Source organism: Methylobacterium sp. 190mf, from assembly GCF_900107945.1.
Taxonomy (GTDB): Bacteria; Pseudomonadota; Alphaproteobacteria; order Rhizobiales; family Beijerinckiaceae; genus Methylobacterium.
Genome location: NZ_FNVI01000010.1, coordinates 132424 through 158596, shown reverse-complemented (window position 1 = coordinate 158596; position 26173 = coordinate 132424). Strand labels below are relative to the sequence as shown.

Annotated in this window: 23 protein-coding genes and 1 pseudogene; 7 read left to right on the top strand and 17 right to left on the bottom strand. The window is 71.8% G+C overall.

The window, feature by feature from the left end; all coding sequences use genetic code 11:
• Positions 1 to 17: 17 nt before the first annotated feature.
• The 12 genes from eutC to C4T42_RS14050 form a co-directional block, all read right to left on the bottom strand.
• Positions 18 to 797 carry an ethanolamine ammonia-lyase subunit EutC gene (eutC, locus tag C4T42_RS14105; RefSeq protein WP_020093107.1) on the bottom strand — a complete coding sequence of 260 codons (780 nt, stop codon included), beginning with the start codon at positions 795 to 797 and terminating at the stop codon, positions 18 to 20.
• On the bottom strand, positions 794 to 2197 hold the full coding sequence (locus tag C4T42_RS14100; RefSeq protein ID WP_103985250.1) for an ethanolamine ammonia-lyase subunit EutB: 1404 nt from the start codon (positions 2195 to 2197) through the stop codon (positions 794 to 796). The genes eutC and C4T42_RS14100 overlap by 4 nt, the downstream gene beginning before the upstream one ends.
• 97 nt (positions 2198 to 2294) lie before the next feature.
• Positions 2295 to 2999, bottom strand: coding sequence for a L,D-transpeptidase (locus tag C4T42_RS14095; RefSeq protein ID WP_042674768.1), 705 nt, complete (start codon positions 2997 to 2999; stop codon positions 2295 to 2297).
• A gap of 259 nt (positions 3000 to 3258) precedes the next feature.
• The gene (locus C4T42_RS14090) at positions 3259 to 4020 is read right to left on the bottom strand and encodes an SDR family NAD(P)-dependent oxidoreductase (RefSeq protein WP_103985249.1); all 762 of its coding nucleotides are present in this window, start codon (positions 4018 to 4020) and stop codon (positions 3259 to 3261) included.
• Positions 4021 to 4041: 21 nt separating this feature from the next.
• A complete protein-coding gene (locus tag C4T42_RS14085) occupies positions 4042 to 5034 on the bottom strand; it encodes an acetamidase/formamidase family protein (RefSeq protein WP_103985248.1) in 993 nt (330 codons plus the stop codon).
• Positions 5035 to 5066: 32 nt separating this feature from the next.
• Positions 5067 to 5777, bottom strand: coding sequence for an ABC transporter ATP-binding protein (locus C4T42_RS14080; protein WP_091781230.1), 711 nt, complete (start codon positions 5775 to 5777; stop codon positions 5067 to 5069).
• Positions 5770 to 6516 (bottom strand): ABC transporter ATP-binding protein, encoded by a 747-nt coding sequence (locus C4T42_RS14075; RefSeq protein ID WP_103985247.1) that lies wholly within the window; start codon positions 6514 to 6516, stop codon positions 5770 to 5772. The genes C4T42_RS14080 and C4T42_RS14075 overlap by 8 nt, the downstream gene beginning before the upstream one ends.
• Entirely contained in the window at positions 6513 to 7571 is a 1059-nt protein-coding gene (locus tag C4T42_RS14070) for a branched-chain amino acid ABC transporter permease (RefSeq protein WP_103985270.1), read from the bottom strand. Before C4T42_RS14070 ends, C4T42_RS14075 begins: the two co-directional genes overlap by 4 nt.
• A gap of 22 nt (positions 7572 to 7593) precedes the next feature.
• The gene (locus C4T42_RS14065) at positions 7594 to 8466 is read right to left on the bottom strand and encodes a branched-chain amino acid ABC transporter permease (protein WP_103985246.1); all 873 of its coding nucleotides are present in this window, start codon (positions 8464 to 8466) and stop codon (positions 7594 to 7596) included.
• A 103-nt stretch (positions 8467 to 8569) separates the two neighbouring features.
• Positions 8570 to 9817 (bottom strand): urea ABC transporter substrate-binding protein, encoded by a 1248-nt coding sequence (locus C4T42_RS14060; RefSeq protein WP_181049167.1) that lies wholly within the window; start codon positions 9815 to 9817, stop codon positions 8570 to 8572.
• 35 nt (positions 9818 to 9852) lie between these two features.
• Positions 9853 to 10494 (bottom strand): GAF and ANTAR domain-containing protein, encoded by a 642-nt coding sequence (locus C4T42_RS14055; protein ID WP_103985244.1) that lies wholly within the window; start codon positions 10492 to 10494, stop codon positions 9853 to 9855.
• Positions 10491 to 11645: a transporter substrate-binding domain-containing protein gene (locus tag C4T42_RS14050; RefSeq protein ID WP_103985243.1), complete on the bottom strand. Its 1155-nt coding sequence runs from the start codon at positions 11643 to 11645 to the stop codon at positions 10491 to 10493. Before C4T42_RS14050 ends, C4T42_RS14055 begins: the two co-directional genes overlap by 4 nt.
• 428 nt (positions 11646 to 12073) lie before the next feature.
• Between C4T42_RS14050 and C4T42_RS14045 the strand changes: the two genes are divergently transcribed.
• The 6 genes and pseudogenes from C4T42_RS14045 to C4T42_RS14020 all read left to right on the top strand — a co-directional run bounded on the left by C4T42_RS14045 (position 12074) and on the right by C4T42_RS14020 (position 18020).
• A complete protein-coding gene (locus tag C4T42_RS14045; protein ID WP_020093095.1) occupies positions 12074 to 12691 on the top strand; it encodes a glutathione S-transferase in 618 nt (205 codons plus the stop codon).
• 57 nt (positions 12692 to 12748) lie between these two features.
• Positions 12749 to 14812: a pyridoxamine 5'-phosphate oxidase family protein gene (locus C4T42_RS14040; protein WP_103985269.1), complete on the top strand. Its 2064-nt coding sequence runs from the start codon at positions 12749 to 12751 to the stop codon at positions 14810 to 14812.
• A gap of 174 nt (positions 14813 to 14986) precedes the next feature.
• A pseudogene (locus C4T42_RS32420) lies at positions 14987 to 15121 on the top strand (DUF1348 domain-containing protein); the annotation flags it as partial.
• A gap of 81 nt (positions 15122 to 15202) precedes the next feature.
• Positions 15203 to 16093, top strand: a complete 891-nt coding sequence (locus C4T42_RS14030; RefSeq protein WP_020093092.1) for a LysR family transcriptional regulator — start codon at positions 15203 to 15205, stop codon at positions 16091 to 16093.
• A 215-nt stretch (positions 16094 to 16308) separates the two neighbouring features.
• Entirely contained in the window at positions 16309 to 17457 is a 1149-nt protein-coding gene (locus C4T42_RS14025; protein WP_020093091.1) for an acyl-CoA dehydrogenase family protein, read from the top strand.
• Positions 17454 to 18020: a cytochrome b gene (locus C4T42_RS14020; protein ID WP_020093090.1), complete on the top strand. Its 567-nt coding sequence runs from the start codon at positions 17454 to 17456 to the stop codon at positions 18018 to 18020. The genes C4T42_RS14025 and C4T42_RS14020 overlap by 4 nt, the downstream gene beginning before the upstream one ends.
• Positions 18021 to 18048: 28 nt before the next feature.
• Here the strand turns inward: C4T42_RS14020 and C4T42_RS14015 are convergent, their stop codons facing one another.
• From C4T42_RS14015 to C4T42_RS14005, 3 genes are all read right to left on the bottom strand, one after another.
• On the bottom strand, positions 18049 to 19536 hold the full coding sequence (locus C4T42_RS14015) for an HWE histidine kinase domain-containing protein (RefSeq protein ID WP_020093089.1): 1488 nt from the start codon (positions 19534 to 19536) through the stop codon (positions 18049 to 18051).
• Positions 19537 to 19696: 160 nt separating this feature from the next.
• Positions 19697 to 21037 (bottom strand): LLM class flavin-dependent oxidoreductase, encoded by a 1341-nt coding sequence (locus C4T42_RS14010; RefSeq protein WP_026604917.1) that lies wholly within the window; start codon positions 21035 to 21037, stop codon positions 19697 to 19699.
• Positions 21038 to 21176: 139 nt separating this feature from the next.
• The gene (locus tag C4T42_RS14005; RefSeq protein WP_020093087.1) at positions 21177 to 21692 is read right to left on the bottom strand and encodes a DUF4188 domain-containing protein; all 516 of its coding nucleotides are present in this window, start codon (positions 21690 to 21692) and stop codon (positions 21177 to 21179) included.
• 709 nt (positions 21693 to 22401) lie between these two features.
• Between C4T42_RS14005 and C4T42_RS14000 the strand changes: the two genes are divergently transcribed.
• On the top strand, positions 22402 to 22824 hold the full coding sequence (locus C4T42_RS14000; RefSeq protein WP_020093086.1) for a VOC family protein: 423 nt from the start codon (positions 22402 to 22404) through the stop codon (positions 22822 to 22824).
• 423 nt (positions 22825 to 23247) lie between these two features.
• On the opposite strand, the gene C4T42_RS13995 is transcribed toward C4T42_RS14000, so the two are convergent.
• Positions 23248 to 23925 (bottom strand): cell division protein DivIVA, encoded by a 678-nt coding sequence (locus C4T42_RS13995; protein ID WP_042674765.1) that lies wholly within the window; start codon positions 23923 to 23925, stop codon positions 23248 to 23250.
• A gap of 255 nt (positions 23926 to 24180) precedes the next feature.
• Positions 24181 to 25533, bottom strand: a complete 1353-nt coding sequence (locus C4T42_RS13990) for an FAD-dependent oxidoreductase (protein ID WP_103985241.1) — start codon at positions 25531 to 25533, stop codon at positions 24181 to 24183.
• Positions 25534 to 26173 lie beyond the last annotated feature (640 nt).

The window sequence follows — 26173 nt, the reverse complement described above, 5'->3', positions numbered from 1 at the left end:
CCGGGTCGTCCGAGCGGTCAGTCCCGCGCGTCCGGCAGCGCCTTCGGGTCTGCGGGATCGTCCCGGCGCAGCGCGACGCCGCTGGTGCCCTGGGCCAGCATCGCCCGTAGCAGCGCCTCCATCTGCCCGGCGGCCGCCTCGACCGCCAGGCCGCCCTCCCGGATGTTCGAGATGCAGTTCCGCCGGGAATCGGGCAGCCCCGGCGCCGGGCCGAACGTGACGTAGCAGCCCAGGCTGTCGGAGGCCGACAGACCCGGCCGCTCCCCGATCAGAACCACGACGCAGCGCGCCCCGAGTCGCGCCCCGATCGGATCGCCGATCGCTACACGTCCCTGGCTCGCGACGACCACCGGCGCGAGGCGCCAGCCGGCCTGCCACACCCGCGCTGCCAGCGCCGCCGCCGCCGGGACCGCGTTCAGCGCGACGGCCGTCGCCGACAGCCCGTCCGCGATCACGATCGCCACGTCGAAGCCCGGCCCGTGCCCGTCGAGCACCGACCCGGAGTCCGGATCGAGGGTGCGGCCCCTGTCCGGCCGGCGCAGGTACTCCGCCCGGTCGGCCACGGCGGAGCGGACCTCCACCGCGTCGAGGCCCTGCGCCCGCAGCCCTTCGCGGATCGCGGCCGCGTCGAGGGGCGTCCACACCGCCTCGCGGGCGCGGGCATGGTCGAGCCCGAAGGCGAGCGCCGCGCCGGTCGGCAGGCCAGCGCCGTGCGCGCCGAGCGCGATGCGCGCCTGGGTCAGCCCGCGCAAGTCGCGCAGCGTCGGGGGGCCCAGACGGGCCGGCTCGCCGCTCACGCGGCCCGCCCAGGCAGGAGTCGGGACGCCTCCGCCAGGGCCGGGGGCAGCGCGCCCGTCGCGCTGGCCAGCCTGCCCTGCCCGTCCGTGATGCCCACGGCCCGCAGCCACGCCTCGAATTCCGGGGCCGGACGGCGACCCAGGGTCTCGCGGGCGTAGACAGCGTCGTGGTGCGACAATGACTGGTAGTTCAGCATCACGTCGTCTGCCCCCGGCACGGTGATGACGAAGTTGACGCCGGCCGCGCACAAGAGGGTAAGGAGGGCGTCCATGTCCTCGCCGTCGGCGTCGGCATGGTTGGTGTAGCAGACGTCCACGCCCATCGGCAGGCCGAGCAGCTTGCCGCAGAAGTGGTCCTCGAGTCCGGCGCGGATGATCTGCTTGCCGTCGTAGAGGTACTCGGGACCGATGAAGCCCACGACCGTGTTGACGAGCAGCGGGTCGAACTCCCGCGCCACCGCGTAGGCGCGCGCCTCCATGGTCTGCTGATCGACGCCCCAGTTGGCGTCCGCGGAGAGGGCCGAACCCTGCCCGGTCTCGAAATACATGAACTGACCGCCCGCCGGGCAGCGGCCCAGCGACCGGGCCGCCTCGGAGGCCTCGCGCAGGACGGCGAGATCGACGCCGAAGCCGGCATTGGCCTTCTGCGAGCCCGCCACCGACTGGAACACGAGATCGACGGGCGCCCCGCGCGCCATGGCCTCGATCGCCACCGTGACGTGGCCGAGGCAGCAGTGCTGGGTCGGCACGTCGAGGCGCAGCCGCAGGGTCTCCAGGAGCTCGACGATGCGGATGTAGTCGGGGAGGGAATCGGTGGCCGGGTTGACGCCGATGACCGCGTCGCCGGAGCCCATCAGCAGGCCGTCGAGGGCCGAGATCAGGATGCCCTCGGACGAGTCGGTCGGGTGATTGGGCTGGTTGCGGGTCGCGAGCCGGCCGGGCAGGCCGATGGTCGAGCGGAATCGCGTCACCACCGGCCGCTTGGCGGCGACGGCGACGAGGTCCTGCAGCCGGCAGATCTTGGAGACCGCCGCGACCATCTCGGGCGTGAGGCCGGGCGACAGGGCGGCGAGCGCCGTTGCGTCGGCGGCGGGGGAGAGCAGCCACTCGCGGAAGGCGCCGACCGTGAGGGCGGAGACCAACGCGAAGGCGGCCGCGTCGTGCCGGCGGGCGATGAGGTCCGAGACCTCGTCCTGATCGGAGGGGATCAGCTCCTCGGCCAGGAAGGTCTTGAGCGGCAGGTCCGCGAGGGCGATCTGCGCGGCCAGGCGCTCCACCGGCCCGTCGGCGCAGAGGCCGGCGAGCTGGTCGCCCGAGCGCTCCGGCGTGGCCTTGGCGAGCAGGCTGCGCAGGTCGGGGAAAGTGAAGCGTGTGCCTTCGATCGTCGTCGCGTAGGCCATGCGGGCGCTCCCGGCGCGCTGTCGGACGTCAGCGAACCCGATCCTGCAGGATGTCGGGGCCGCCGGGAAGCGGGGACGGCGCGGGCGCTGCCCGCCCTCAGGCCGGCAGCACGACCACCTTGGTCTTCACCGGCGTGCGCGCGTAGAGGTGGATCATGTCCTGGCTGAGCAGGCCGACGCAGCCGCTGGTGATGCCCGTGCCGATCGATTCGGCGTCGCTGCTGGCGTAGATCGTGTAGAGCGTGTAGGCGCCGTTCTGGTACAGGTGCAGCGTGCGGGCGCCGAGCGGGTTGTCGAGGCCGCCCGGCATGCCGCGGGCGTATTTCGCGGCCTCGGGCTGGCGCCGGATCATCTCCTTGGGCGGGGTCCAGGTCGCCCACTCGGACTTGCGGCCGACATAGGCGTTCCCGTTCCACAGGAAGCCCTGGCGGCCGACATTGGCGCCGTAGCGGGTTGCGGTGCCGTCACCCTCGATGCGGTAGACGTAGTAGTTGGCGGGATCGACCACGATCGTGCCGGGCGCCTCCGACGAGGCGTACTGGACCGTCCGCCGGTAGTATTTCGGGTTGACCTTGCTGACGTCGACCGCCGGGATCGGGAACTTCTCGTTCGGCATCGGCCCGTAGGTCTTCGCCGCCTCGGCCATGAGCAGGGTGTCGGTCGTCCCGCACCCGCCGAGCGAGAGGGCGCCGATCCCCAGGGCCGAGCCGGCCAGGAACGACCGGCGGCTCAGACGCCCGGCCTCGCGCTCCGGATGCCCGCGCCCGTCGAGGCCGCCGGCCATGCGATCGTCCGTCATCATCGCCCTGGACTTCCCTGTCCTGCAGCCCGGCGCGACCGCGCGGCGTGCCTTTCCCGCGCGAACGGCCAAGCTCGAGAGTGCCGCGTGCCAGCGCACCTGGCAAGCTTGTCCTTACAGAGCCGAGAGCGGCCGAAATGCGTCGCAAGTGTGGTGGATCCTCGCGATCTCCAGACTTCGTCGCCGAACTTGCGTATCGAATGTGCCGCGCGTGCTTCGACTGCCGCAGGCGCCCCCCGGACGGCGACGCCTGTCGGCGGAGTCAGAACTGCACGCCGCGGGTCAGGCTGCCGTCGACCACGAGGTTGGTGCCGGTGATGAAGCTCGCCGCCGGGCTCGCCAGGAACACGGCCGCGCGGGCCACCTCCTCCGGCCGCGCCATCCGTCCCGTCGGGTTCAGCCGGAGCGCCTCGGCGAACAGCGCCGGGTTGCCGGTCTCGATCTGGTGCCAGACGCCGCCCGCGAAGTAGGTGTTGCCGGGCGAGACCGAGTTGGCGCGGATGTTCCGCGGCGCGAGCTGGAAGGCCAGCCCTTGCGCGTAGTGGATCAGCGCCGCCTTGAAGGCGCCGTAGGGACCGGCCGCGAAGTCGATCTCGCGGCCGGAGACGCTGGAGATGACGACGATCGCGCCGGCCTCCGAGCGCTCGAGGAACGGCATCGCCGCCTCGACCGCCGAGACGGTGCCCATCATGTCGACCGCGAAACCGCTGCGCCACGCCGCCTCGTCGCTGCCGACCGCCAGCGCGCTGACGTTCGGCACCACGATGTCGAGGCCGCCGAGCTCCTCCGCGGCCTCGGCGACCCAGCCGCGCAGGGCGGCCGAGTCGGCGACATCGACGGCGCGCCCGGTCGCCGCCACGCCCCGGGCGCGCAGGGCCGCCACCTTGGCGGCGACCTCCGCGGCGTTGCGGGCGCAGAGGGCGACCGCCGCCCCCTCGTCGGCCAGCAGGTCGACGATCGCCCCGCCGATACCCTTGGTGCCGCCGGTCACCAGCGCCCGGCGGCCTCTGAGCCCGAGATCCATGCCGTCCTCCTCCGTCGCCGGTCAGGCGTGGGCGATCGCTTTCGTGATCGAGGCGCCGAGCGTGTATTTCGGATCGACCATGTTGCCGAGCCGCACGCGCCCGCACTGCGTGAGCAGCATGTAGGCGTCGATCTCGTCGAAGCCGAAATCGGCCGCGAGCCAGCGGACCAGCTCCCGGTAGGCGATGCGCGCGGCGTCCTCCATCGGGCGGGACGAACCGATCGTCATGTAGAAGTCCTCGGTCTCGAGCCGCGGCCAGCGGAACGTCCAGCCCTTGATCAGGTCGATCTGCACCGTCGTGTGGGTCGGGTGCTCCACCGCGACGCCGCAGAGCTCGCCGTCGCCCTGCGCGGCGTGGCAGTCGCCGAGGTAGAGGAGCGCGCCCTTCGCGTTCACCGGCAGGTAGATCACCGCGCCGACGCCCACGTCCGGCAGGTCCATGTTGCCGCCGTAATAGTCCGGCTGCAGCGAGGAGATCGCCTCGATCTCCGGCGAGGTGCCGATCGTGCCGATGAACGGCTGGTAGGGCAGCGTGATCCGGTCGTTCCAGCGCACGCCGTTCTCGGCCGTGACCTCGAGCTTGCGCACCCGCTCGGGGAGCGGCGGATTGAGAAGCGCGGTGTCGCCGGTGGCGACGAGGCCACCGAATTCCGGCATGATCAGCGTCGTGCCGCAGGGCTGCGGGCCGCGCGGCCGGATCGAGCGGATCGCCACCGCGAGGCAGTCGCCCTTCTCGGCGCCGTTGACGTAGATCGGCCCGTTCTGCGGGTTGAGGTAGGGGAAGTTCAGGATCTGCGTCGGGCTGTCGGTCTCGTGGCGGATCTTGCCCTCGAAGGCGTCGTGGGTCTCGACGGTGACGACGGCGCCGGGATCGACGGTCAGCAGCGGCTCGGCGAAGGGCCCGTAGACGTAGTGGTAGCGGCCCTGCTCGGCCTCGGTGATCGTGTACTCCCCGCCGGGCTTGCCGCCGGCGACGCCCTTGCGGGCCATGATGGACTGGTCGAGCCACTGCATGGTCGTCTCTCCCTGGGTTGTCTGCCGTGTCGTCAGACGGCGAGGTGGCGCCGCACGAGGTCGCGGTCGTCGAGGTCCCGGGCCGTCAGCTCCGCGACGATCCGGCCCTTGTCCATGACGTAGCTGCGCTGGGCCATGGCGCGGATCAGGTCGAGGTTCTGCTCCACGAACACGATCGTCACCCCGGTGCGGTGGTTGAGATCGACCAGGGTGCGGCCGATCTGCTGCACCACCGAGGGCTGGATGCCCTCGGAGGGCTCGTCGAGGAGGATCAGCGCGGGCCCGCCGACGAGGACGCGGCCGATGGCGAGTTGCTGCTGCTGGCCGCCCGAGAGCGTCCCCGCCCGCTGCCCGCGCCGCTCCCGCAGGATCGGGAACGGCCCGAAGGCGCGCTCGTAATCCGGCCGCTCCCCCTTCGGCAGCAGCGACGCGCCGACCGTGAGGTTGTCGGCGACGCTCATGCGCGGGAAGACGTCGCGGCCCTGGGGCACGTAGCCGATGCCGAGGCGGGCGCGCCGGTGGGCGGCGAGCCCCTCCACGGCAGCGCCCCGGAACGCGATGCCGCCCGCGGAGGCGGGCAGCAGCCCGACGAGGCTGCGCATCAGCGTCGACTTGCCGACGCCGTTGCGGCCGATCACCGCCACGATCTCGCCGGGCCGGACCGCGAGGTCGACGCCCTGCAGCACGGGCTTGCCGCCGTAGCCGGCGCGCAGGCCGGTCGTCGCGAGGAGCGGTTCAGGCATCGGCGACGCTCCGCAGCGGCGGCGCGTCCGCCTCCCCGAGGTAGATCGCGGCGACCCGCTCGTCCGCGATGATCGCGTCGGTGGTGCCCTGGGCGAAGATGCGCCCGACATGGAGCACGGTCACCCGCTGGGCGATCTGCCGGACGAAGGCCATGTCGTGCTCGATGGCCAGCACCGCGACGCCGTCGCGGTTGAGCGCCTGCACCATCGCGCCGGTGGCGAAGGTCTCGTCCGGCGACATCCCGGCGGTCGGCTCGTCGAGGAGGAGCAGGCGCGGCTTGAGGCTGATCGCCATGCCGATCTCCAGCCACTGCTTCTGCCCGTGGCTGAGGTTGCCGGCCCGGTCAGAGGCCGCGGCGGTGAGGTTGAGGAAGGCGAGCAGCCGGCGGATCTCGGCGCCGAGCGAAGCGCCCTCCAGATGGTGCTGCAGGGCGATCTCCAGGTTGTGCGCCACCGACAGGCTCGGGAAGATGCCCGGCACCTGGAACTTGACGCTCATGCCCCGGCGGATCCGCGCGAAGGGCTTGAGCGCGGTGATGTCCTCGCCAGCATAGAGGATCTGTCCCCGCTCCGGCGCGTACTCGCCGAGCAGCAGGCGGAAGAAGGTGCTCTTGCCGGCGCCGTTCGGCCCGATCAGGCAGTGGATCTCCCCCGCCGCGAGGGCGAAGTTCACGTCGTTGGTGACGTGCAGCCCGCCGAAATGCTTGCTGAGGTCGCGGGTCTCGAGGAGCGGGTTCATCGGCCGGCCTCCCGGCCGCGCAGGCGCCCGAGCCCGCGCATGGCCGCCACCACGAGGCCGTCAGGCGCGGCCAGCACCACCACGACGAGGAGCAGGCCCATCACCACCAGGGCGTACTGGCTGCCGTAGATCGTCAGCGCCTGGAAGCCGCCGAGGACCACGAGCGTGCCGACGAGCGTGGCCGTCAGGTCGCCACGGCCGCCGACCGCGACCCAGATCACCGGCAGCGCGGCGGCGGTGAGGCCCATGCTGGAGGGCGTGATGTACTGGCCCCAGGCGGTGTAGAGGGTGCCGCTCAGCCCCGCGAGGGCCGAGCCGATCACGAAGGCGGCGAGCTGGTAGCGCCGCACGTCGTAGCCGAGCATCTCGGCCCGCTCCGGGTTCTCGCGGATCGCCACCAGCACGTTGCCGAACCGGGCGTTCACCAGAATGCGCAGCGCGAGGTAGACGACGATCAGGAGGCCCAGGAGGCCGTAGTAGAGGGCGACGTCGGGAAACAGCACGACGTCGCCGTCGAGCCACGGCACGGTCAGGGGCGGCATGCCACTCATGCCGTTGTAGCCGTTGAGCCGCGCCGCCCCGATCTTCCATTCCGGGCCGGCGGTCTGCGCCATGAAGCGCTCCAGGGCGAGCGTCACTGACAGGGTGATGATGCCGAGGAAGACGCCGCCGATCCGGCCGAAGAACAGGAAGTAGCCGAGGAGCGCCGCCATCACGGCCGAGAGCGCCACCGCCAGCACAACGGCCGCCAGGGTGAAGCCGTAGGCGGCGCCGACGTTGAGGGTGAGCACGCCGTAGGCGTAGCCGGAGAGGCCGAAGAAGGCGGTCTGGCCGAAGCTGAGCGCGCCGCCGTAGCCCCAGATCAGGCACAGGCCGAGCGCCATGAACACCCAGCAGAAGAAGTACGCCGTGTTGCCGACCGTGTAGCCGTCCGCGAACCACGGGTAGGCCACCGCGGCGGCGACCGCGAGGGCGAAGGCGGTCCAGAAGGCCGGGCCGCGCCCCAGGGTCTGCGGGCCCTCGAGGCGCCGGAGCAAGGTCATCGCCCGAGTCATCACCGGAATCATCGCCACGGCCTCAGGCCCGCTCGCGCAGGATCAGCCCCGAGATGCCCCGCGGCAGCACCCGGATCACCAGGATCACCGCGACGAGGAGGCCGATCTGTCCGAAGAGCTGGCCCTGCCACGTCGTGAGCAGCGCCCGCACGGTGCCGAGCACGAGGGCCGCCGGCGCCGTGCCGAGGAAGATGTCGGCGCCGCCGACCACCACGGTGACGAAAGCCTCCATGATGAAGGTCGTCCCCATGGTCGGCACGATGGTCATGGTCGGCGCGTAGAGCCCGCCCGCGAGGCCCGCCAGCGCCGCGCCGAGGCCGAAGGTCAGCGCGTAGACGGTGCGCGTGTCGACGCCGAGGGCCTCGGCCATGTGCGGCACCTGGATGGTGGCGCGGGCGAGCGTCCCGAAGCGGGTGGCGTTGAAGGCGAGGTAGAGCCCGGCCAGCACCGCGACGGCGGCGACCATCAGCACCACGCGGTAGGTCGAGTAGGAGTAGCCGCCGACCGTGAAGCTGCCGAGCGGCGTGCCGATCCCCGGCATGCTGGAGCCCAGCAGGATCAGCGTGCCCTGCGTCGCCGCGAGGCTGATGCCCCAGGTCGCCACGATCGTGTCGAGGGGCCGACCGTAGAGGTGGCGGATGACGAGGCGCTCCATCACCATGCCGACGGCCCCGGCCGTGAGCGCGCCGGCCAGGATGCCCAGCGGCAGCGGCAGCCCGGCCCGCGTGGTCGCCGCCGTGACGTAGGCGCCGCACATGATCAGCTCACCGTGCGCGAGGTTGATCACGCCCATCATGCCGAACACCACCGCGAGGCCGCAGGCGGAGAGGACCAGGAACGAGAACGCGTCGCCGATCTGGTAGAGGAACGTGAAGGCGTGAGTCAGCAGATCCATCCGGAGGCCCGATCGTGATGGCTGTGGGCCGGGGCCTCGGCCCCGGCGATGTCGCGTCGTCTCCGGCCCGGGGCCGCGGCGCGCGGATGTCCGTCCCGGCGGCTCAGGGCTTCGGCGGGTTGCTCGGCGTGTACTGCGCCATCGGATCCTTCTGCGTCAGGTCGCAGCCGGCCTTCCCGAGCCAGTAGGGCTGGATGTTGTCCCAGGTCTTCGGGAAGGAGATCGCGTGCTTCTCGTCGACCTTCGCGAGGTAGATCGTGTGGGAGGCGTGCTGGCTCTTCGGGTCGATGCAGACCTTGCCCTCCGGCGCGTCCACGCAGACGTCCCCCGCCGCGATGACCTTGCGCAGGTCGGCGCGCTTGGTCGAGCCGTTCGCCCGCTCCACCATCTGCTTGTAGAGGTAGACCGCGAGGTAGGAGTTCTCGGCCTCCTGGTTCACGTACGGCTCGTTCGGGAACTTCGCCTTCCACTTGGCCAGGAAGGCCTTGCTCGACGGGCTGTCGACCTCCTCGATGTAGTTCGTGGTCACGTACATGTTGGCGAGGCTCGGGGGCTGGAAGCGCTTGTGCTCGTAGCCCTGGCCGATATTGACCGAGGAGCCCATCGGCACCTTCAGGTTCGCGGCCGCCGCCTGCTCGTAGTAGGAGGCCTGCGCCGTCCCGACGAGCAGCGTCATCAGGATGTCGGGCTTGGCCTTCTGGATGTTCTGGATCGTCTGCGAGAATTGCGACACGCCGAGGGGGATGAATTCTTCCCCGACCATCTCGCCGCCGTTCTCCTTGACGATGCTGCGCACCCACTCGGCCGAGATCTGACCGAAATTGTAGTCGGCCGCGATCGTGTAGACCCGCTTGCCGAACTTCTCCATCATCCACGGGATCAGCGTCGAGAACTGCTGCTCCGGCACCGCGCCCGTGACGACCATGTGGCCGTCACAGACGCCGCCCTCGTACTGGTTGTTGTAGAAGGCGAAGCCGTCGAGCTGGTCGACGATCGGCCGGTAGGCCTCGCGGGACGCGCTGGAGAAGCCCGCGAAGACGGCGTTGACCTTGTCGCGCTGGAGCACCCGGCGCATGAATTCCTGGTAGCGCGTGTTGTCGGACTGCGTGTCGTAGATCACGAGCTCCAGCTTGCGCCCGGCGATGCCGCCCGCGGCGTTGATCTCGTCCGCGGCGAGCTGGATGCCGTGGACTTTGCCGATGGTGGCGACCGCGAAGTCGCCGGACTGGTCCTCGAGGACGCCGAGCTTGATCGGGTCGGCGGCGCGCGCCGCGGGGGCGGCCAGGGATGCGCCCGCGAGCAGGGCGGCCGCGAGGGCGGGCAGTCGGGATCCGCGGGGCGTTCTCGGCATCATGGCGTCCTCGTTCTCGGGGTTGCGACAGACCTTCAGGATCGGGCATGCCGCGGCGCGGCGGCAGGCGCCGTGACCGACGGACGGGCGCGGACCAGCGCCTCGCAGTAAGCTTCCAGGGGCTGCCGGGCGCGCATGGCGTCACGCCGCAGCGTCTCGTAGGCCGCGTCGTCGTCGAGGCCGTGCTCCTGCATCAGCCGGAGGATCGCCTTGACGACGTGGCGCCGGCCGCGCCTCCGCTCCTCGAGGCGGGCAAGCCGTTCTTCGAGGAGACGGCGCCGGTTGTGCTCGTTCACCGCCAGGAACAGGGCGGCGTAGACAGAGGCGCCGTGGATCGGCTTGCGCAGCAGGCCGGTCGCGCCGAGCTGGAGCAGCCCCTTGAGGCGGCTCGGCGCCTCGACGCCCACGAGCCCGACCACCGGGACCGGCGGCAGGTCGGGCACGGCGCTCGCCGCGAGGCCGGGCAGCGGCAGGTCGCCGTCCACGATGACGATGTGGTGCTCGGGGTCGAGGATCTCGAAATCGAGCCACGGCGCCTCGCCGGCCGGGACGACCGAGGCCACGGTGAGCCCGAGCTTCATCAGGGTGCTCGCCAGGACGTCCGTGGCGGTGCTCGGCGGCGCGATCAGCAGGGCCTGCGCGCCGCTGAAATTCTGGATCAGCCGGGGTGTCGTCATGGCACCACCTTCAGGCGCGGGCGCCGGCTCACCGGCACGACGCGCGGATCGCTGCGCACCAGGTAGGGGTCCGGCGCGACCGGCTCCTCGGCCTGCGCCACGATGGTGAAGCGGGCCGCCGCCGTCGAGAGGCCGATCCGGGGGGTCAGGCAGGCGTGGAGGGTCGTCTCGTCGAGGCGCACCGGTCCCTGGGGCGCCTCGAACGCGTCGGCGCAGGCCGCCCGGCGCACCGTCGCGGCATCCTCGGTCCCGGCCCGCGCCAGCGCCCGCGCCAGGAGATGCACCGCGATGTACGAGGATTCCGCATCCGCCGAGGGGGTCGGGCCTTCGGGGAAACGCGCCGCGTAGGCCGCCATGAAGGCGCGGTTGCGGGGCGTATCTATCGACGTGAAGTAGACGCTGGAGGACAGGTGGCCGTCGACCGCCTCCGGCCCGATCGCCTCCAGTTCCGGCTCGGCGAGGCTGCAGCTCGCCACCGGCATGGTCCGCGCCTGGTCGATGCCGCGCGCCGCGCAGGCACTCCGGAAGTCGCGGAAGAACCGGTACGCCGAGATGCCGATCAGCGTGTTGAAGACGAAGTCCGGCTTCGCGGCCAGGATCGCCGCGATCACCTGATCGAAGGCGGTCTCGCCCACCGCGAGGTAGCGCTCGCCCGCGACGTCGCCGCCGGCGATTGCCAGCGTCTCCCGCAGGATCCGGTTGTTCTCCCAGGCCCAGATGTAGTTGGAGCCGACGCAGAAGGCCGTGCGGCCGCCCCGGGCGAGCAGGTGCCGCACCAGCGGGACGATGTGCTGATTCGGCGCTGCCCCGGTGTAGACCACGTTCGCCGAGGTCTCGAAGCCCTCGTAATGCGACGGGTACCAGAGCAGGGCATCCCGCTTCTCGAAGATCGGGATGATCTCCTTGCGGCTCGACGAAGTGTAGCAGCCGACGACGTGGCGGATCCCCGCGTCGAGGAGCCGCTCGGCGCCGGCGACGTAGCCCGCGAGGGCGCCCTGCGGATCGCGGATCACCGGCTCCAGGACGCAGTCGCCCCGCGCGTTCACCTCGTCGACCGCCAGGAGCGCGCCGTTCAGCATCGCCCGCCCGACGAGACCGTAGGGTCCGTCCGCGGAGAACAGGATTCCGATGCGGTGATGGCTGAGGCCCATGCAATCCTTCAGAACGCAAAAAGCCCGCCAGTGCGGAAGCACTGCGGGCGGCATCGCCGTGAAAGATGGTGACGTATTGGCGCGAAACTGGGCAGCTTTGCCCCGCGCCTGAAAACTAGGCTCCTCGGTAATGGCCTCGGTGTCAAGTCCCGCGCAGTCTTTTCGGAACCGGCGTCTTGATGATTGCTTCCCGGGTCGCGGATCGGCGCCCGCGCCAGGCCCCTCCGCGGCGCCTGTACCCGCGGAGGCGAGGCGGATAACGGCCGCGCCAGGCCGGCGCAGGATCGCTCGGCACCTTTGGCCCGTGCGATTATTCCGATTTCCGGAATTATGAACTGCGGAGAACGCCTATTCTGCTCGCCCGAACGCGGCGGCATTCTCCTCACACGGCCTGGGGCGATCCCGGCCCCCGACGGAGATCCACGGTCATGAAGCTCTACCACCATCCCCTCTCGGGCCACGCGCATCGGGCCCGCCTGTTCCTCTCCCTGGTCGAGGCCCCGCACGAGCTGATCGAGGTTGACCTGAAGGCGGGCGGACACAAGACGCCGGCCTTCCTGGCCATGAACCCGTTCGGTCAGGTGCCGGTGCTCGACGACGACGGCGTGATCGTCTCCGATTCCAACGCCATCCTCGTCTACGTGGCGAAGCGGCTCGGCCGATCCGACTGGCTGCCCGAGGATCCGCGCGCCGCGGCGGCGGTCCAGCGCTGGCTCTCGGTCGCGGCGGGCGAACTCGCCTACGGGCCGGCGGCCGCGCGGCTGATCACGGTGTTCGGCGCCACGTTCCATCCGGAGGAGGTGATCGCCCGGGCGCACACGCTCCTGGGGCGGCTCGAGGCGCATCTCGATGGCCGGAACTGGCTCGCGGCCGAGCGGCCGACCGTCGCGGACGTGGCGGTCTACAGCTACCTCGCCCGCGCCCCGGAGGGGAACGTGGACCTGTCGGGCTACCCGCGGGTCGAGGCCTTCCTGCGCCGGATCGAGGGCCTGCCGGGCTTCGTCCCCTTCGCCCAGACCCCCGCGGGCCTCACGGCCGCGGCGTGACCGGAAGGCCCCGGGCGCACCCGCGCCCGGGAGCGGATGCAGATGGAGGGCGCGAAGATGGCTGACGGTCAGACCCTTGCGACGCTGCCGACCTGGCATGCCGGCGAGACGTCCATCCAGGAGACGGTCGGCGCCGCCGACCGGATGGCGGTGGTCGGCCAGCGGGTGGTGCGGGACTTCATGCCCGATCAGCACCGCGCCTTCTTCGCGGAGATCCCCTTCATCGTGCTGGGCAGCGTCGACCGGCAGGGCGACGCCTGGGCCACGCTCCTGGCCGGCCGTCCCGGCTTCATCTCCTCGCCGACCGCCACGACCCTCGACATCGCCGCGCGGCCGGACCCGGCCGACCCCGCGTTCGACGGCACGGGCGACGGCGACGCAATCGGCCTCCTCGGGATCGCGCTGGACAGCCGCCGCCGCAACCGCGTCAACGGCCTCGTCCGCTCCACGGCCGGCGGCGTCCTGCACTTCGCCGTCGACCAGAGCTTCGGGAACTGCCCGCAATACATCCAGCTGCGCGACATGAGCTTCGTCCGCGAGCCGGGCGCCCCCGCTCCGGCCCCCGCCGAGGAGAGCGCGGAGCTCGACCCGGAAGCCCGCAGCCTGATCGCGGCGGCGGACACGTTCTTCGTGGCCTCCTACGCCGACCGGGAGGGCCGGCGGCAGGTCGACGTCTCGCATCGCGGCGGCAAGGCGGGGTTCGTCCGCATCGCCGCGGACGGCACGCTGACCATCCCCGACTTCGCCGGCAACCTGTTCTTCGCCACGCTCGGGAACATCTTCCTGAACAGCAGGGCCGGCCTGGTCTTCACCGATTTCGAGACGGGCGATCTCCTGCAGCTGACCGGCGACGCCGCGGTGATCCTGGACTCGCCCGAGATCGCGGCCTTCCAGGGCGCCGAGCGGCTCTGGAGCTTCCGGCCGCGCCGGGTGATCCGCCGACGCGGTGCCCTGCCGCTGCGCTGGTCGTTCCGGCCGGACGGCTGGTCGCCGAACGCGCTGATGACCGGCGACTGGGCGGAGGCCGCCGACCGCGTCCGGGCGGCCGAGCGCGCGACGCATTGGCGGCCGTTCCGGGTAGCCGAGATCGTCGACGAGAGCCGCACGATCCGGTCCTTCCACCTGACCCCGGACGACGGGGCCGGGCGGCTCCCGCACCGCGCGGGCCAGCACCTGCCGATCCGCGTCACGCTGCCGGGGGCAGACGCGCCAGTCATAAGAACCTACACGCTCTCGGTCGCGCCCTCGGACCCGACCTACCGGATCAGCGTGAAGCGCGACGGCACCGTCTCGCGGCACCTCCACGACCGAGTCCAGGTCGGCGACATCGTCGAGGCGCGCGCCCCCGGCGGCGGCTTCACCCTCGATGCGAGCGCGGCGCGCCCGGCCGTGCTGCTCGCCGGCGGCGTCGGGATCACGCCGCTCCTCGCGATGCTCCGGCACGTGGTCTACGAGGGCCTGCGCACCCGCAAGATCCGGCCGACCACGCTCGTCTACGCTGCCCGCACCCGCGCCGAGCGCGCCTTCGACCGGGAGTTGTCCGAACTCGCCGCGGCGGCGCAGGGAGCCGTGCGGATCGTGCGCGTCCTGAGCGATGTCTCCGATGCCGCGGCTGGCGTCGATTACGAGGCCGCGGGCCGGATCGACATGGCCCTGCTCACGCGGTTCCTGGCCTTCGCGGATTACGATTTCTACCTGTGCGGCCCGTCGGCCTTCACCCAGGCGCTCTATGACGGCCTGCGCGGCTACAACGTGGCGGACGACCGGATCCACGCGGAGGCGTTCGGTCCATCGGGGCTCATCCGCGACACCGGAACGGCGGCGGCCGTGCCTCCGCGGCCACCGGCCTCCACGGAGACGGTGCCGGTCGCCTTCCTCGACACCGGCAAGGAAGCGCGCTGGACGCCGGATTCGGGCAGCCTCCTCGACCTCGCCGAGGCGCGGGGTCTCGCACCGGAGTTCAGCTGCCGCGAGGGCAGCTGCGGGACCTGCCGCACCAAGCTACTGGCCGGCGCGGTGACCTATCTGAGGGAACCGAGCGCACCGGTGGCTGAGGACGAGGTGCTGATCTGCTCCGCGGTGCCCGCGGAGGGCACGGACCGGGTGCAGCTGGCGCTCTGACGCGCGCGACGGCACGGCGCGCGCCGTGTTCCGCCTCGCGGGACCGGCGCCGGCGGATCATCCTGCGCCGCTACCGGAGCCGGGCTGAACCTTCCCCGAGGACAAGGAGCCCATCCTGTCCGTCCGCCGCTGCCGCCCTTCGACGCGCAGAGCACGATCACGAAGGTCCGCCTCGCCGAGGACGGGCTGATGCGCTATCGGCACAGCAGCATCAACGCGTTGCCGATCGCGGAATCGGACCGCGAGTTTCACTGGCCCCTCGGGCGCCGGCCGGACGACCATCCGGACCTGAGCCAATTCGCCTTCTGACCGATCGGCCGGGACGCCGACGCGGCGGGCCGGATCGGGCGTGAGCGTCGCGACACGGCCGCGAGAACCCGGAGCGAGGCTATGGATCGGTGGCAGGCCATGCGCATCTTCGCGAAGGTCGCCGAGACGGCGAGCTTCGCGCAGACCGCCCGCCTCCTGCACATGAGCCCGCCGGCCGTGACGCGCGCCGTGGCGGCGCTCGAGGAGACCATCGGCGCCCGCCTCCTGATCCGGACGACCCGCTCCGTGAAGCTCACGGAAGCGGGCAGCCGGTACTACGAGGATTGCCGGCGGATCCTGGCCGACATCGCCGAGGCGGAATCGGCGGCGGCCGGCTCCAACGCGACACCGTCGGGCACGCTCGCGGTGACGGCCTCGGTCCTGTTCGGACGGATGCACGTGCTCCCGATCGTCACCGATTACCTCGACACCTACCCGACCATGGTGGCGCGGACCCTCTTCGTCGACCGGCCGGTCAGCATGGTGGAGGAGGGAATCGACGTGGCGATCCGCATCGGCCACCTGACCGATTCCGGGTTCACGGCCGCTCGGGTCGGGTCGGTGCGCCACGTCATCTGCGGCGCCCCGGACTACTTCGCGCGGCACGGCGTGCCGGCGACCCCGGCAGATCTCAAGCGCCACCGGATCGCCGTCTCCACCGGGGCCTTCGCGTCGCCGGAGTGGCGGTTCGGCCGGAACGAGCGGGTGGTCGTCCGCCCCACTCTGGAGGGCAACACCAACGAGGTCTCGATCGGCGCCGCACGGTCGGGCTGGGGGCTGGCGCGTGTCCTGAACTACCAGATCGGCCCGGACCTGCGGGACGGCCGGCTGCAGATCGTGCTCGCCGATTACGAGGAAGCGCCGCTGCCCGTCCACGTCCTGTACCCGGAAGGCCGGCACGCGCCCGCGAAGGTGCGGACGTTCGTCGACCTGGCCGTGGCGCGGCTGCGCGCCAACCGGACGCTGAACTGAGAGCAGCCCGGATCGACGACGGTCGCATTGGTCGCAGCCGCGGCCGGGGAAAGGATGGCTCAGTCTTAGGTTAGTTTTTTAGGATCTTCCGCATCTTCTGCGGGCAATGGGGGCCCATACGTGACGAGACCCGAGCGCGCGACCGTGGGCAACCGCCCCTCAGCGGCCATTCGCCTGGATGTCGACGCGGTGGCGCTCTGAGAGGAGTCAGGCGCATGGATCAGTGGACCCGCCTGGATCCCGTCTACGATTCCGAGGCGGCCGCGCGCGCGATCGCCGCGTCGGCGCCCGCGCGCGCCGACGCCCAGGATCACGACGACGGCTTCCCACAGGACGATATCGCCGATCTCGCCCGCCTGGGGCTGCTCGCCGCGCCCGTACCGGTGGATCACGGCGGCGCGGGCCTCGGGACGGAGCCGGGCGCCGGTGCCCTGGCGGAGGTTCTGCGGCTGGTCGGCTACGGAAGCCTCGCTCTCGGCCGGCTCTACGAGGGTCACGTCAACGCCCTCCAGCTCGTCGCCCGTTACGGCTCACCCGCCCAGCGCGTCCGCCTGTTCGCCGACGCGCGCGCCGGCCACCTGTTCGGTGTCTGGAACACCGAGCCGGGGGAAGGCGGCCTCACGATCGAGGCCTCGGACGTCGACGGCCATCTCCGCGGCGTGAAGACCTACGCGTCGGGCGCCGGCTTCGTCACCCGCGCCCTCGTCACCGCCCGGCATCCGGGACAGGGCGGCACGGCGATGATGGTGGTGCCGCTCGACGCCGGCACGCGGTCCGATCTCTCGGCGTGGCGGGCGCAGGGCATGCGCGCCTCGGCGACCGGCACGATCGACTTCACCGGCCTCGCCTTCGCGGCCGACGATATCCTCGGCCAGCCCGACGATTACTTCCGGCAGCCGGCCTTCTCGGGCGGCGCGTGGCGCTTCGCGGCGGTGCAGCTCGGCGGCATCGAGGCCGTGTTCGATGCCTGGCGCGGCCATCTGCGCCGCCTCGGCCGGGGGAGCGATCCGCACCAGCTGGCGCGCCTCGGCGAGGGCGCTATCGCGGTCGAGGGCGCGCGTCTCTGGGTCGAGCGCGGGGCGCAGGTCGCGTCGGACGCGGCGATGCCGCCGGAGCGCGTCGTCGCCTACATCAACCTGGTCCGCCTCGCGGTCGAGCGCGCCGGCCTCGACATCCTCCAGCTGGCCCAGCGCTCGGTCGGCCTCCAGGGTTTCCTGCGCGGCCATCCGCTGGAGCGGCTGTCGCGCGATCTCGCCACCTACCTGCGCCAGCCCGGACCGGATCACGCGCTCACCAGCGCGGCCTCCGAGATCCTGCGCGGGGACGGCCTGGCCGGTGACCTCTGGACCGAGAACGCCGCGTGACGGAGCAGAGCGGCCACGCCACCGCATCGCGGACCGTCTGGCTGGACACGCCGGAGCGGTACGGTCGCGTCAGCCGCGGCTTCCACTGGGTGATGGCGGCCCTGTTCGCCTGGCAATTCACCGGGGCGCTGCTCTACGTCACGATCGGCGATGCGGCGCTCACCCGCCTCGTCGGCGGCAGCCACTTCACCCTCGGCTTCACCCTGTTCGTGCTCGTGCTCCTGCGCGGGGTGTGGGGCCTCGCGAACCTTCACCGGCGCCCCGCCCATCCGGGCGCGCCGGGGCGCGCGGTCGCGGCCGGTCACGGCCTGATCTATCTCCTGATGGTCCTGGTCCCGAGCCTCGCGCTGCTGCGCCAGTACGGATCGGGCAAGCCCTTCGCGCCCTACGGCATCCCGGTCATGCCGGCGCGCGAAACGAAGATCGAGTGGATGATGCTGCCCGCCGACCTGTTTCACTACTGGCTGGGCTTCACGCTCCTCGTCGTCGTGCTCGGCCACGCCGCGATGGCGTTCCTGCACCGCAGGCTCTGGAACGAGACCGTCCTGACCCGCATGACCTGACCGGCGGCGGGCCCGCGGGACGCGATCCTCAGCCCGTCGCCTCCGCCGCGGCGGGCGCGCGGTCGGGCAGCGGCGCGTCCAGCGTGAAGACCACGCCGCGGGGGCGGTACTCGATCTCGGCCGAGCCGCCCATCTCGGCGGCCAGCGCCCGCTCGATGAGGCGCGTGCCGAACCCGCCGCGGGCCGGTGCCGTCACCGCGGGTCCGCCGACCTCCTCCCAGCGGAACCAGAGACGGGCCGGCGTCGCCCCGTCGACCACGTCCCAGTTCAGGACCACTCGCCCCCGGTCGTTCGACAGGGCGCCGTACTTCACGGCGTTGGTCGCCAGTTCGTGCAGCGCCATCGTGAAGGCGAGCGTCAGGCGCGGCGTCAGCCACACCTCCGGTCCGTTGATCAGGAAGCGCTGTCCCGCCCCGCCCCGGAACGCCTGGAGGGTGCCCTCCACGATGACGTCGAGCGTGGCCCCGATCCAGCTCTGGCGGGTCAGGACGTCGTGGGCCGCCGAGAGCGAGTGCAGCCGCGCGTCGAGGGTCCTGTGCGCCTCCTCCAGGGAGGCGGCGTTGCGCAGGGTCTGGTGCGCGATCGACTGCATAGTCGCCATCGAGTTCTTCACCCGGTGATTCAACTCGTCGGCCAGGAGGGCGCGGTGCTCCTCCGCGCGCTTGCGCTCGGTCACGTCGATGGAGACGCCGGCCATGCTCAGCGGCTGCCCGACCGAGTCGTAGAAGGTCTGACCCCGGATCTGCAGCCAGCGAAGCTCGCCGCCGGGCGTGCGCGCCCGGTACTCGATGTCGTAGTCGCTGTGCTCGCGGATCGAGGTCTGCACCGCGGCCTGCATGCGCGGCCGGTCCTCGGGCTCGATCGCGGCGATCAGGTCCTCGTAGCTGAACGCCTCGCCCGGCACCCGCCCGAAATTCTCCTTGCAGGTCTCGGAGGCCACGAGCCGCATGTCGGCGAGATCGAGGGTCCACGAGCCGAAACGTCCGGCCTTCAGGATGAATCGCAGCCGCTCCTCGCTGCGGGTGAGGTCGCTGGTGCGGCGCTCGATCTCCTGCTCGAGCGCCTCCCGGTCGCGCTGCATCCGCGCGAGCTTCTCCCGCTCCAGCGTCACGTCGAACTGCGACGCGAAGAAGTAGGTGAGCTCCCCGGCGCGATCGAAGACCGGCGAGATCAGCAGCCGGTTCCAGAAGAGCTCGCCGTTCTTCTTGTGGTTCAGGAGCTCGATCTCGATCGGCACGCGGCGGGCGATCGCCGCCCTGATCTTCGCGATGTCGGCCTTGCTGGTCTCAGGCCCCTGAAGGAACCGGCAGTTCCGGCCGATGATCTCGTCGTGGCCGTACCCGGTCAGCTTGGAGAAGGCGGCGTTGACGAAGACGATGGGGTTGTCCGGCTGATGGGGATCGGTGATCAGCATCGGCATCCGCGTCGCCCGGACGGCGGAGACGAAGGGGTCGGTGCTCGCGTCGGTCCGGGCGAATTCCGCCTCGAAACGCGTGCGTTCCTGCTGATCCGTCAATGCCCGGTCGCCCCTGTCACGACTCGCCGATGGCGGCCTTCGGCCCTCGTGGCGTGGCTGTACCACAGCGGGGATAGCTTGTGCGCAATCATGATGCGGTCCGAGACGCCGCAGGGGGTCGCGACGCCTCGCCCGATCGGACCCGGGAAGAGGCCCGCCGCTACACCGCGGCCCGACCGGGGCCGAACCCGGCCGGCGGGCGCGAGCCGAGATGGTCCCGCAGCGTCCGGCCCTCGTACTCGGTGCGGAACAGGCCGCGCCGCCGCAGCTCCGGCAGGACCAGCGCGATGAAGTCGTCGAGGCCGCCGGGCAGCGTCGGCGGCATGATGTTGAAGCCGTCCGCCCCGCCGGCCCGGAACCGCGCCTCCATCTCGTCCACGATCTGGGCCGGCGTGCCGACGATCTGCGAGTGGCCGCGCGCGCCGGCGATGCGCAGGTAGAGTTGGCGCAGGGTCAGGCCCTCGCGGCGGGCGAGGTCGAACATGAGCTGCTGGCGGGACTTGATGCCTTCGGTCTCGGGCAACTCCGGCACCGGCCCCTCGGGATCGTAGCCCGACAGATCGTGGCCGCCGATCATGCGACCGAGCAGCGCCAGCCCGACCACCGGGTCGATCAGGTCCTGCAGCGCCTCGAACTTCGCCCGCGCCTCGGCCTCGCTGCGCCCGACGACGGGGAACAGGCCGGGCATGATCTTCAGATCATCCGGCGCACGACCGAAGCCGGGCATGCGCCCCTTGAGATCGCCGTAGAACTCGACCGCCTCCTCCAGCGTCTGGTTCGCGGTGAAGACGATCTCGGCGGTCCGCGCCGCGAGGTCCTTGCCGGGCCCGGAAGCGCCGGCCTGCACCAGCACGGGCTGGCCCTGCGGCGTCCGCGAGATGTTGAGCGGACCGCGGACCTCGAAATGCTTGCCCCGGTGATCCAGCGGGCGGAAGCCGTCCGGCTTCGAGAACTGGCCGCTCGCGCGGTCGATGATCACGGCGCCGTCGTCCCAGGTGTTCCAGAGGCCGAGGACCACGTCCGCAAATTCCTCGGCGCGCTCGTAGCGGTCGGCGTGACGGCCGATCCGGTCGCCGCCGAAATTCGCCGCCTCCGCGTCGGTCGCGGAGGTCACGAGGTTCCAGCCGGCGCGCCCGCCGCTGAGATGGTCGAGGGAGGCGAACCGGCGCGCGACGTTGAAGGGCTCGTTGAAGCTGGTGGAGGTGGTGGCGACGAGACCGATCCGGCGCGTCACCGCCGCGAGGGCCGACAGCAGCGTCAGCGGCTCGAAATGGGTCGAGCGCGCGGTGCGCTCGCTCGACCGCAGGTCGAGGTCGCGGATCCCGCTCCCGTCCTCCAGGAAGATGAGGTCGAACTTCGCGGCCTCGGCGCGCTGCGCCCAGCCGACGTAGCGCTCCAGGACGAGCCCGCCGTCGGCCTCGCTGGAGGGATGGCGCCAGCCCGCGACGTGGTGGCCGGTCGCGTAGAAGAACGCGCCGAGGCGCAGGGTACCCTGTCTCATCGAACCGACCGTCATCGTGCCTGATCCGCTCCGTGCCTTCCGCGCGGGCCGGTGTCCAGCCGAACCGTGCGCACGGGCGGACCCCGCGTCGCGCACGGCTCATCCGCCGCACCGGAACTCCGGCCGGGCGGCCGGAGCCTCAGCGCGGGACTGCGGCGTCCGGCGCGTTGTCGGCGGGGAGGTCGCGCAGGTCGGACGAGGCGTAACGCCCGTGCCGGGCCGCCAGCGAGCCCCTCGCCTCCTGCATCGGCATGAAGGCCGCGAATCCGACCGGCTCGGCCACGTCGTGGTAGATCGCCTCCATGCCGCCGCGCATGTGGTAGGTCTCGTGCCAGATGCCGACGCCGCGCGTGTCGCGCAGGAAATCCCGCCACCAGATCCGGTGCGGCTCGGACTTGGACCACGCGACCATGCTGTCCATGTCCCGCCAGTACCAGCGCATGCCGACATGGAGCGGGCGCAGGCTGAAGATGATGTTGTTCTCGTAGTGCAGGAGGCCCTCTGGCCGCGCCGCGCCGACCCTGTCGATCCGCGGCCCGAAGCCGAGCAGGGTCTTCACGCCGGCCAGGGTGCGGACCTTCATCCCGAGATAGATCACGACGAGGTCCGGGTAGCCCGAGAAGTCCGGGACCGCGTGTCGCCGGTTCGCGCCCATGTTCGCGCCCTCATTCGCCGGCCGGTCCTGGCGGGCCTTCAGCGTCGAGAATAGGCGACGACGCGGTCGGCGAGCAATATTCGTGGACCGCGTTGCTTACGACCTGCGAAGTCCGGCAGTATCGGACGAACCCGGTCGACCTCCGTCACGGCCGCCGCGATCCGGGCGGACGCCCCCGCCCGCACCGCCGCGGAGATCCTCGAGGTTCGCGCCGACCGCCTCGGAGATCTCCGCTCCGTCGCCGGATCGTTCGGGATCGTGCGCGGCTCAGCGCGTGCGCTCCCCGCAATCCGGGCCATTCTGCCGGGAGCGCGGCCAGGCGCGGGTGCGGATGTACTGTTCGACCACGAGAGCCCCTCCTCCAAGAACAACCACAGCGAGAATGGCTTCGCGGAAAGTGCCAGGATCGATCATCGTCTCGACTCCCTGAAGTGAATCGCCCCTGCTGGGGCCTGAGAGCTCTTCAACTCTGCTCCCCCTCGTCAATCCCTGACCGCTTCCCGGATTGCGCTGCCTAGCTGACAATTGCCCTTCGACGACGTGAACATCCTGTAAGACTGAGGATCGAGAGAGCGGCGCGTCGGCGCCGAGCGCGCGGCCGGACAATGGGCCCGTCCACCGCGTGCGCCAGCCGACTGGCATCGTGTCGACGGCGCAAGGCCTTCGACATTTCGCGCGACGCGCCCGTGTCGGATGCTAGGATCCGACGATGCAGCAGCAGATCTCGGTCATCACGCTCGGCGTCTCATCGCTCGGCCGGTCGCGCGCCTTCTACGGCGACGGCTTCGGCTGGGCTCCCGTGTTCGAGAACGACGAGATCGTCTTCTACCAGATGAACGGGTTCATGCTCGGAACCTGGCAGAACCCCAACCTCGACCAGGACATGCGGCGCGCGAGCGAACCGAGCCCGAGCGCGTTCTGCCTCGCCCACAATGTCCCGAACCGCGGCGACGTCGCGCCCACCATCGCGCGGCTCGTCGCGGCGGGCGGGACGCTCCTGCGCGCGGCCGACGAACCGCCCCACGGCGGATACCGCGGATATCTGAGCGATCCGGACGGACATGCCTGGGAGATCGCCTGGAACCCGGCCTGGCGGATCGATGAACGCGGTCGGGTGACGTTCGGACTCTGAGCGGGCGCGGAGGCCGCCGAGGAGATCGGCCGTGCCGGGAAGGCCGCGCCTCAGAGGTGGGTGAGCCGCAGGCGCCACCCGGACGAATCCGCGACGATGGCCGGGTCGAGGGCCGGATCGGGCGGCCGCGTCGCGGCCGGCGCGGCCGTCGGAGGCTCCGCCACGGCGATGTCGGCGGACGGGACGCGGCCGGAGACGCAGCCGCAGAGGGGCAGCGCCAGGGCGAGTGCCGCGACGGCGACAGACCGGATCGGTACGGTCCACCCGCGGATCAGCGATGCGGCCTCGACCGCGCGGGAGACCGCGGCGCTCCGTCCTCGGCGCGGAGCGCGTCCGGAAACGGGTCCCGGCGGACGGCCTGGAGCAGCGCCGTGGAGGGGCCGGGTGCCCGGCGCGGACATGGCCCGGCCCCGGCACTCGACCTCAGGCGCCCGCCGGCCCGCGGCTCACGTGGCCGCCAAGAAGGAGCGCCTTGGCGGCCGCGTCGATCCGGCCGAGCCACTTCTCCGCGGTCTCCGCGCGCAGGTCGGCGACGCGGACCTGCTCCTCGGCGGCCCGGACCCAGGCTTCGGCCTCCGCGCGGATCGTCCGGACGCGCGCCTCGGCCTCCGCGCGGATGTCCTGCACCTGGGCGTCCGCCTCGGCCTGGACGCGCTGCAGCCGGATATCGGCGCGGGCCTCGACCTCGCGGACGCGCATCTCGGACAGTTGCAGGCGGTGCCGGGTCTCCGCCAGCGCGCGCTGCGCGGCGGCCAGGGCGGCCTCGTGCGACATGCTCTGCTCCTGCAGGCGCTGCTTCTGCGCTTCGGCGCGGCCGGCCATGCCGGTGATGATGTCGAGCGTGCTCATCCAGTCCGACACCGCCTCGGACTCGCAGAGGACCGGCGCGGGACCCGCGTCGTTGACCGCGGGTTCCGGCAGGATCGGCGGGTGCGCGACGGGCTCGATGCGCGGCGCGGACAGCGCGGCCGGCCCCTCGACCGTGTCGAAGGACGGCTTGAGCTTCAGGATCTCGGCGGACGGTCCCTCGACGAAGCGGTCCAGGCTGTCGGCGACCTGCGAGAGGATGTGGGACCACGTGGCTGTGGGGGCCGCGACCATGATGGCTCTACCCTGGCGGGATTTTGGCAATAACCAATACAATCTCCGGTATGGTTAATGGGTGGTTAATCGGCGGCGCGGCGGCGCGAATCCCGGACGGTTCGTGGCGGCCCGATCAGTCTCGGCAGGCCCGGACGGGAAGGCTCGACAATCTTCCGCCGGATCGGTTCCAGTTTCCGAGGCGCTTCGAGCGGTTTCGGCAGGTTATCGACCGCCGAAGACCGAACTCCCGGACCGGCCGCGCTCGGGCCGGCGTCATCGCGCGGCCTGCGTCGCGGGCGCGGCCTGGATGATCGGCGCGGCCGCGGCCAGGATGGACGCGGCGTCGCGGTCGAGGGGCGGATAGATGCGCGTGCCGTTGATGATCCGCTTCGTCGCCTTCGCGGCGGCGCCCGACGAGACCAGCGTGCCGCGATCCCAGCCGGCGGTGTAGACCGCCCCCCAGGCGCCCAGATCCAGCACGGTGACGTAGTCGGGCGCGGCGAAGCGCAGCCGCCGCTCCGGCCGGCCAGCGAGATCGCAGACGGCGTTGAAACCCGCGAACCGACCCATTGGCCGGGCGTGCTGGCACGACATCACCGTGCGATGACCGGCATCGTCCGCCGCAGCCGAGGCGATGTCGCCGGCCGCGTAGACGCCAGCGAGCCCCTGGACGGCCAGGAAGGCGTCGACGGGCAGGCGCCCGAGCGGGTCGAGGGGGAGGCCGAGCGTGCCGCCCAGCGGGCTCGCCCGCATGCCGGTGGCGCAGACACTCGTCCACGCCGGCAGGCGCGTCCCGTCCGCCAGCGTTACCCCGGCGCGATCGACGGCACCGACCCGCGCACCGCCGATGCAGGTGACGCCGGCATCGCGCAAAGCCTCGCGGATCCCCGGCAGGGCCGCCGCGCCCATGGCGCTCCCGACTTCGCGCGCGTGGTCGATCAGGATGGTCCGCACCGGACCCGTGGCCCCGGCCCGGTCCCTGGCAGCGGCGAGCCGGGCGGGCAGCTCGCAGGCGAGTTCCAGTCCCACCAGGCCGCCGCCGATGACGACGGCGGTCCAGCGGCCAGCCTCATCCGGCCCGCCCGCGTCACCGAGACGATCGAGATGCGCCGCGAGGGCCTGGGCCCCCGCGAAGGTGTCGACATCGAAGGCGCCCGCGATTCCCGGGATCTCGGGGCGCCACAGCAGGCTTCCGGCGGCGAGGATGAGGCGGTCGTACGCCAGCGTCTCGACGACGCCCGACGACGCGGCGGACGACACCGGGGACGACACCGCGGACGACACCGCGGACGACACCGCGGACGACACCGCGGACGACACCGCGGACGACACCGCGGACGCCGCCGCGGACTCGACCGTGACCGTGCGCGCCGCGGGGTCGATGTCGATCGCGCGCGCCTCGCGGCGTTCCACGCCGATCGGCCCGAGCACGTCGTCGAGGGGTACGCGCAGGGCGCCGAGATCGGCCTCGTAGCAGCGGACCCGGATGACGTGGAACGGGTCCGGCGCGATCACCGTGACCGCGACGCGGTCGCCGAGGCCGAACTCGGTCCGGGCGCGCGCCGCGGCGGCGGCGGCCCACAGACCGGCGAAGCCGCCGCCGATCACGACGATTCTCGAGTCCATGGCAGAGTTCCCCCCGTGCCGGAGACATTGAACTCTGCACGTCGCTCGGCGATGCGGCAACGGTTACAGTCCTGGCGCGGGCGCGGATCGCTTCCGACAGTCGAGCGCCGGCGGTTCAGCCGTCGTGGCAGCCGCCATCCTGGCACGCCTTCGGGCGCCGGAAGGACCCGTCAGCCCGCAGCCGCGGTCTCACGTGAATGCGCGCCGCGGCTCCAGCGTGGCCGCGGCGCGGCCCGGGAGGACAGACGTTGCTCCTCGCGCGCGCGGACGCGTAATTTCTTCTCGTCCTGGGTCGGCCGACCGAAAATTCTTGCTTCGACGCCGCGAAGTAGAGAAAGCCCTTTTGTTGACTCCGCGACCGGCCGACAGGATCTTGTATTCACAGTTACGCCGAGGGCCGCGCAGGTACGATGAAGACGCAGGGGCGGACCGGGCGTGATCCCGCAGCCGGGGGATGTGTCGGCGCGGATCGCGCGATCGGGGCGGTCCCGGGTCTCGGACGCGCCGGATGCGCCCGGCCGATCGTCTCGCCGACGGCGCCGCGTCCCTGAACCCAGCCGCCCGGACGAGACCGCTCGGGACCGCGCCGCGGCGCGGATCCCCTGCCCCGCGCCGGCCCCGCACCCCGCCCTCCGTTTCG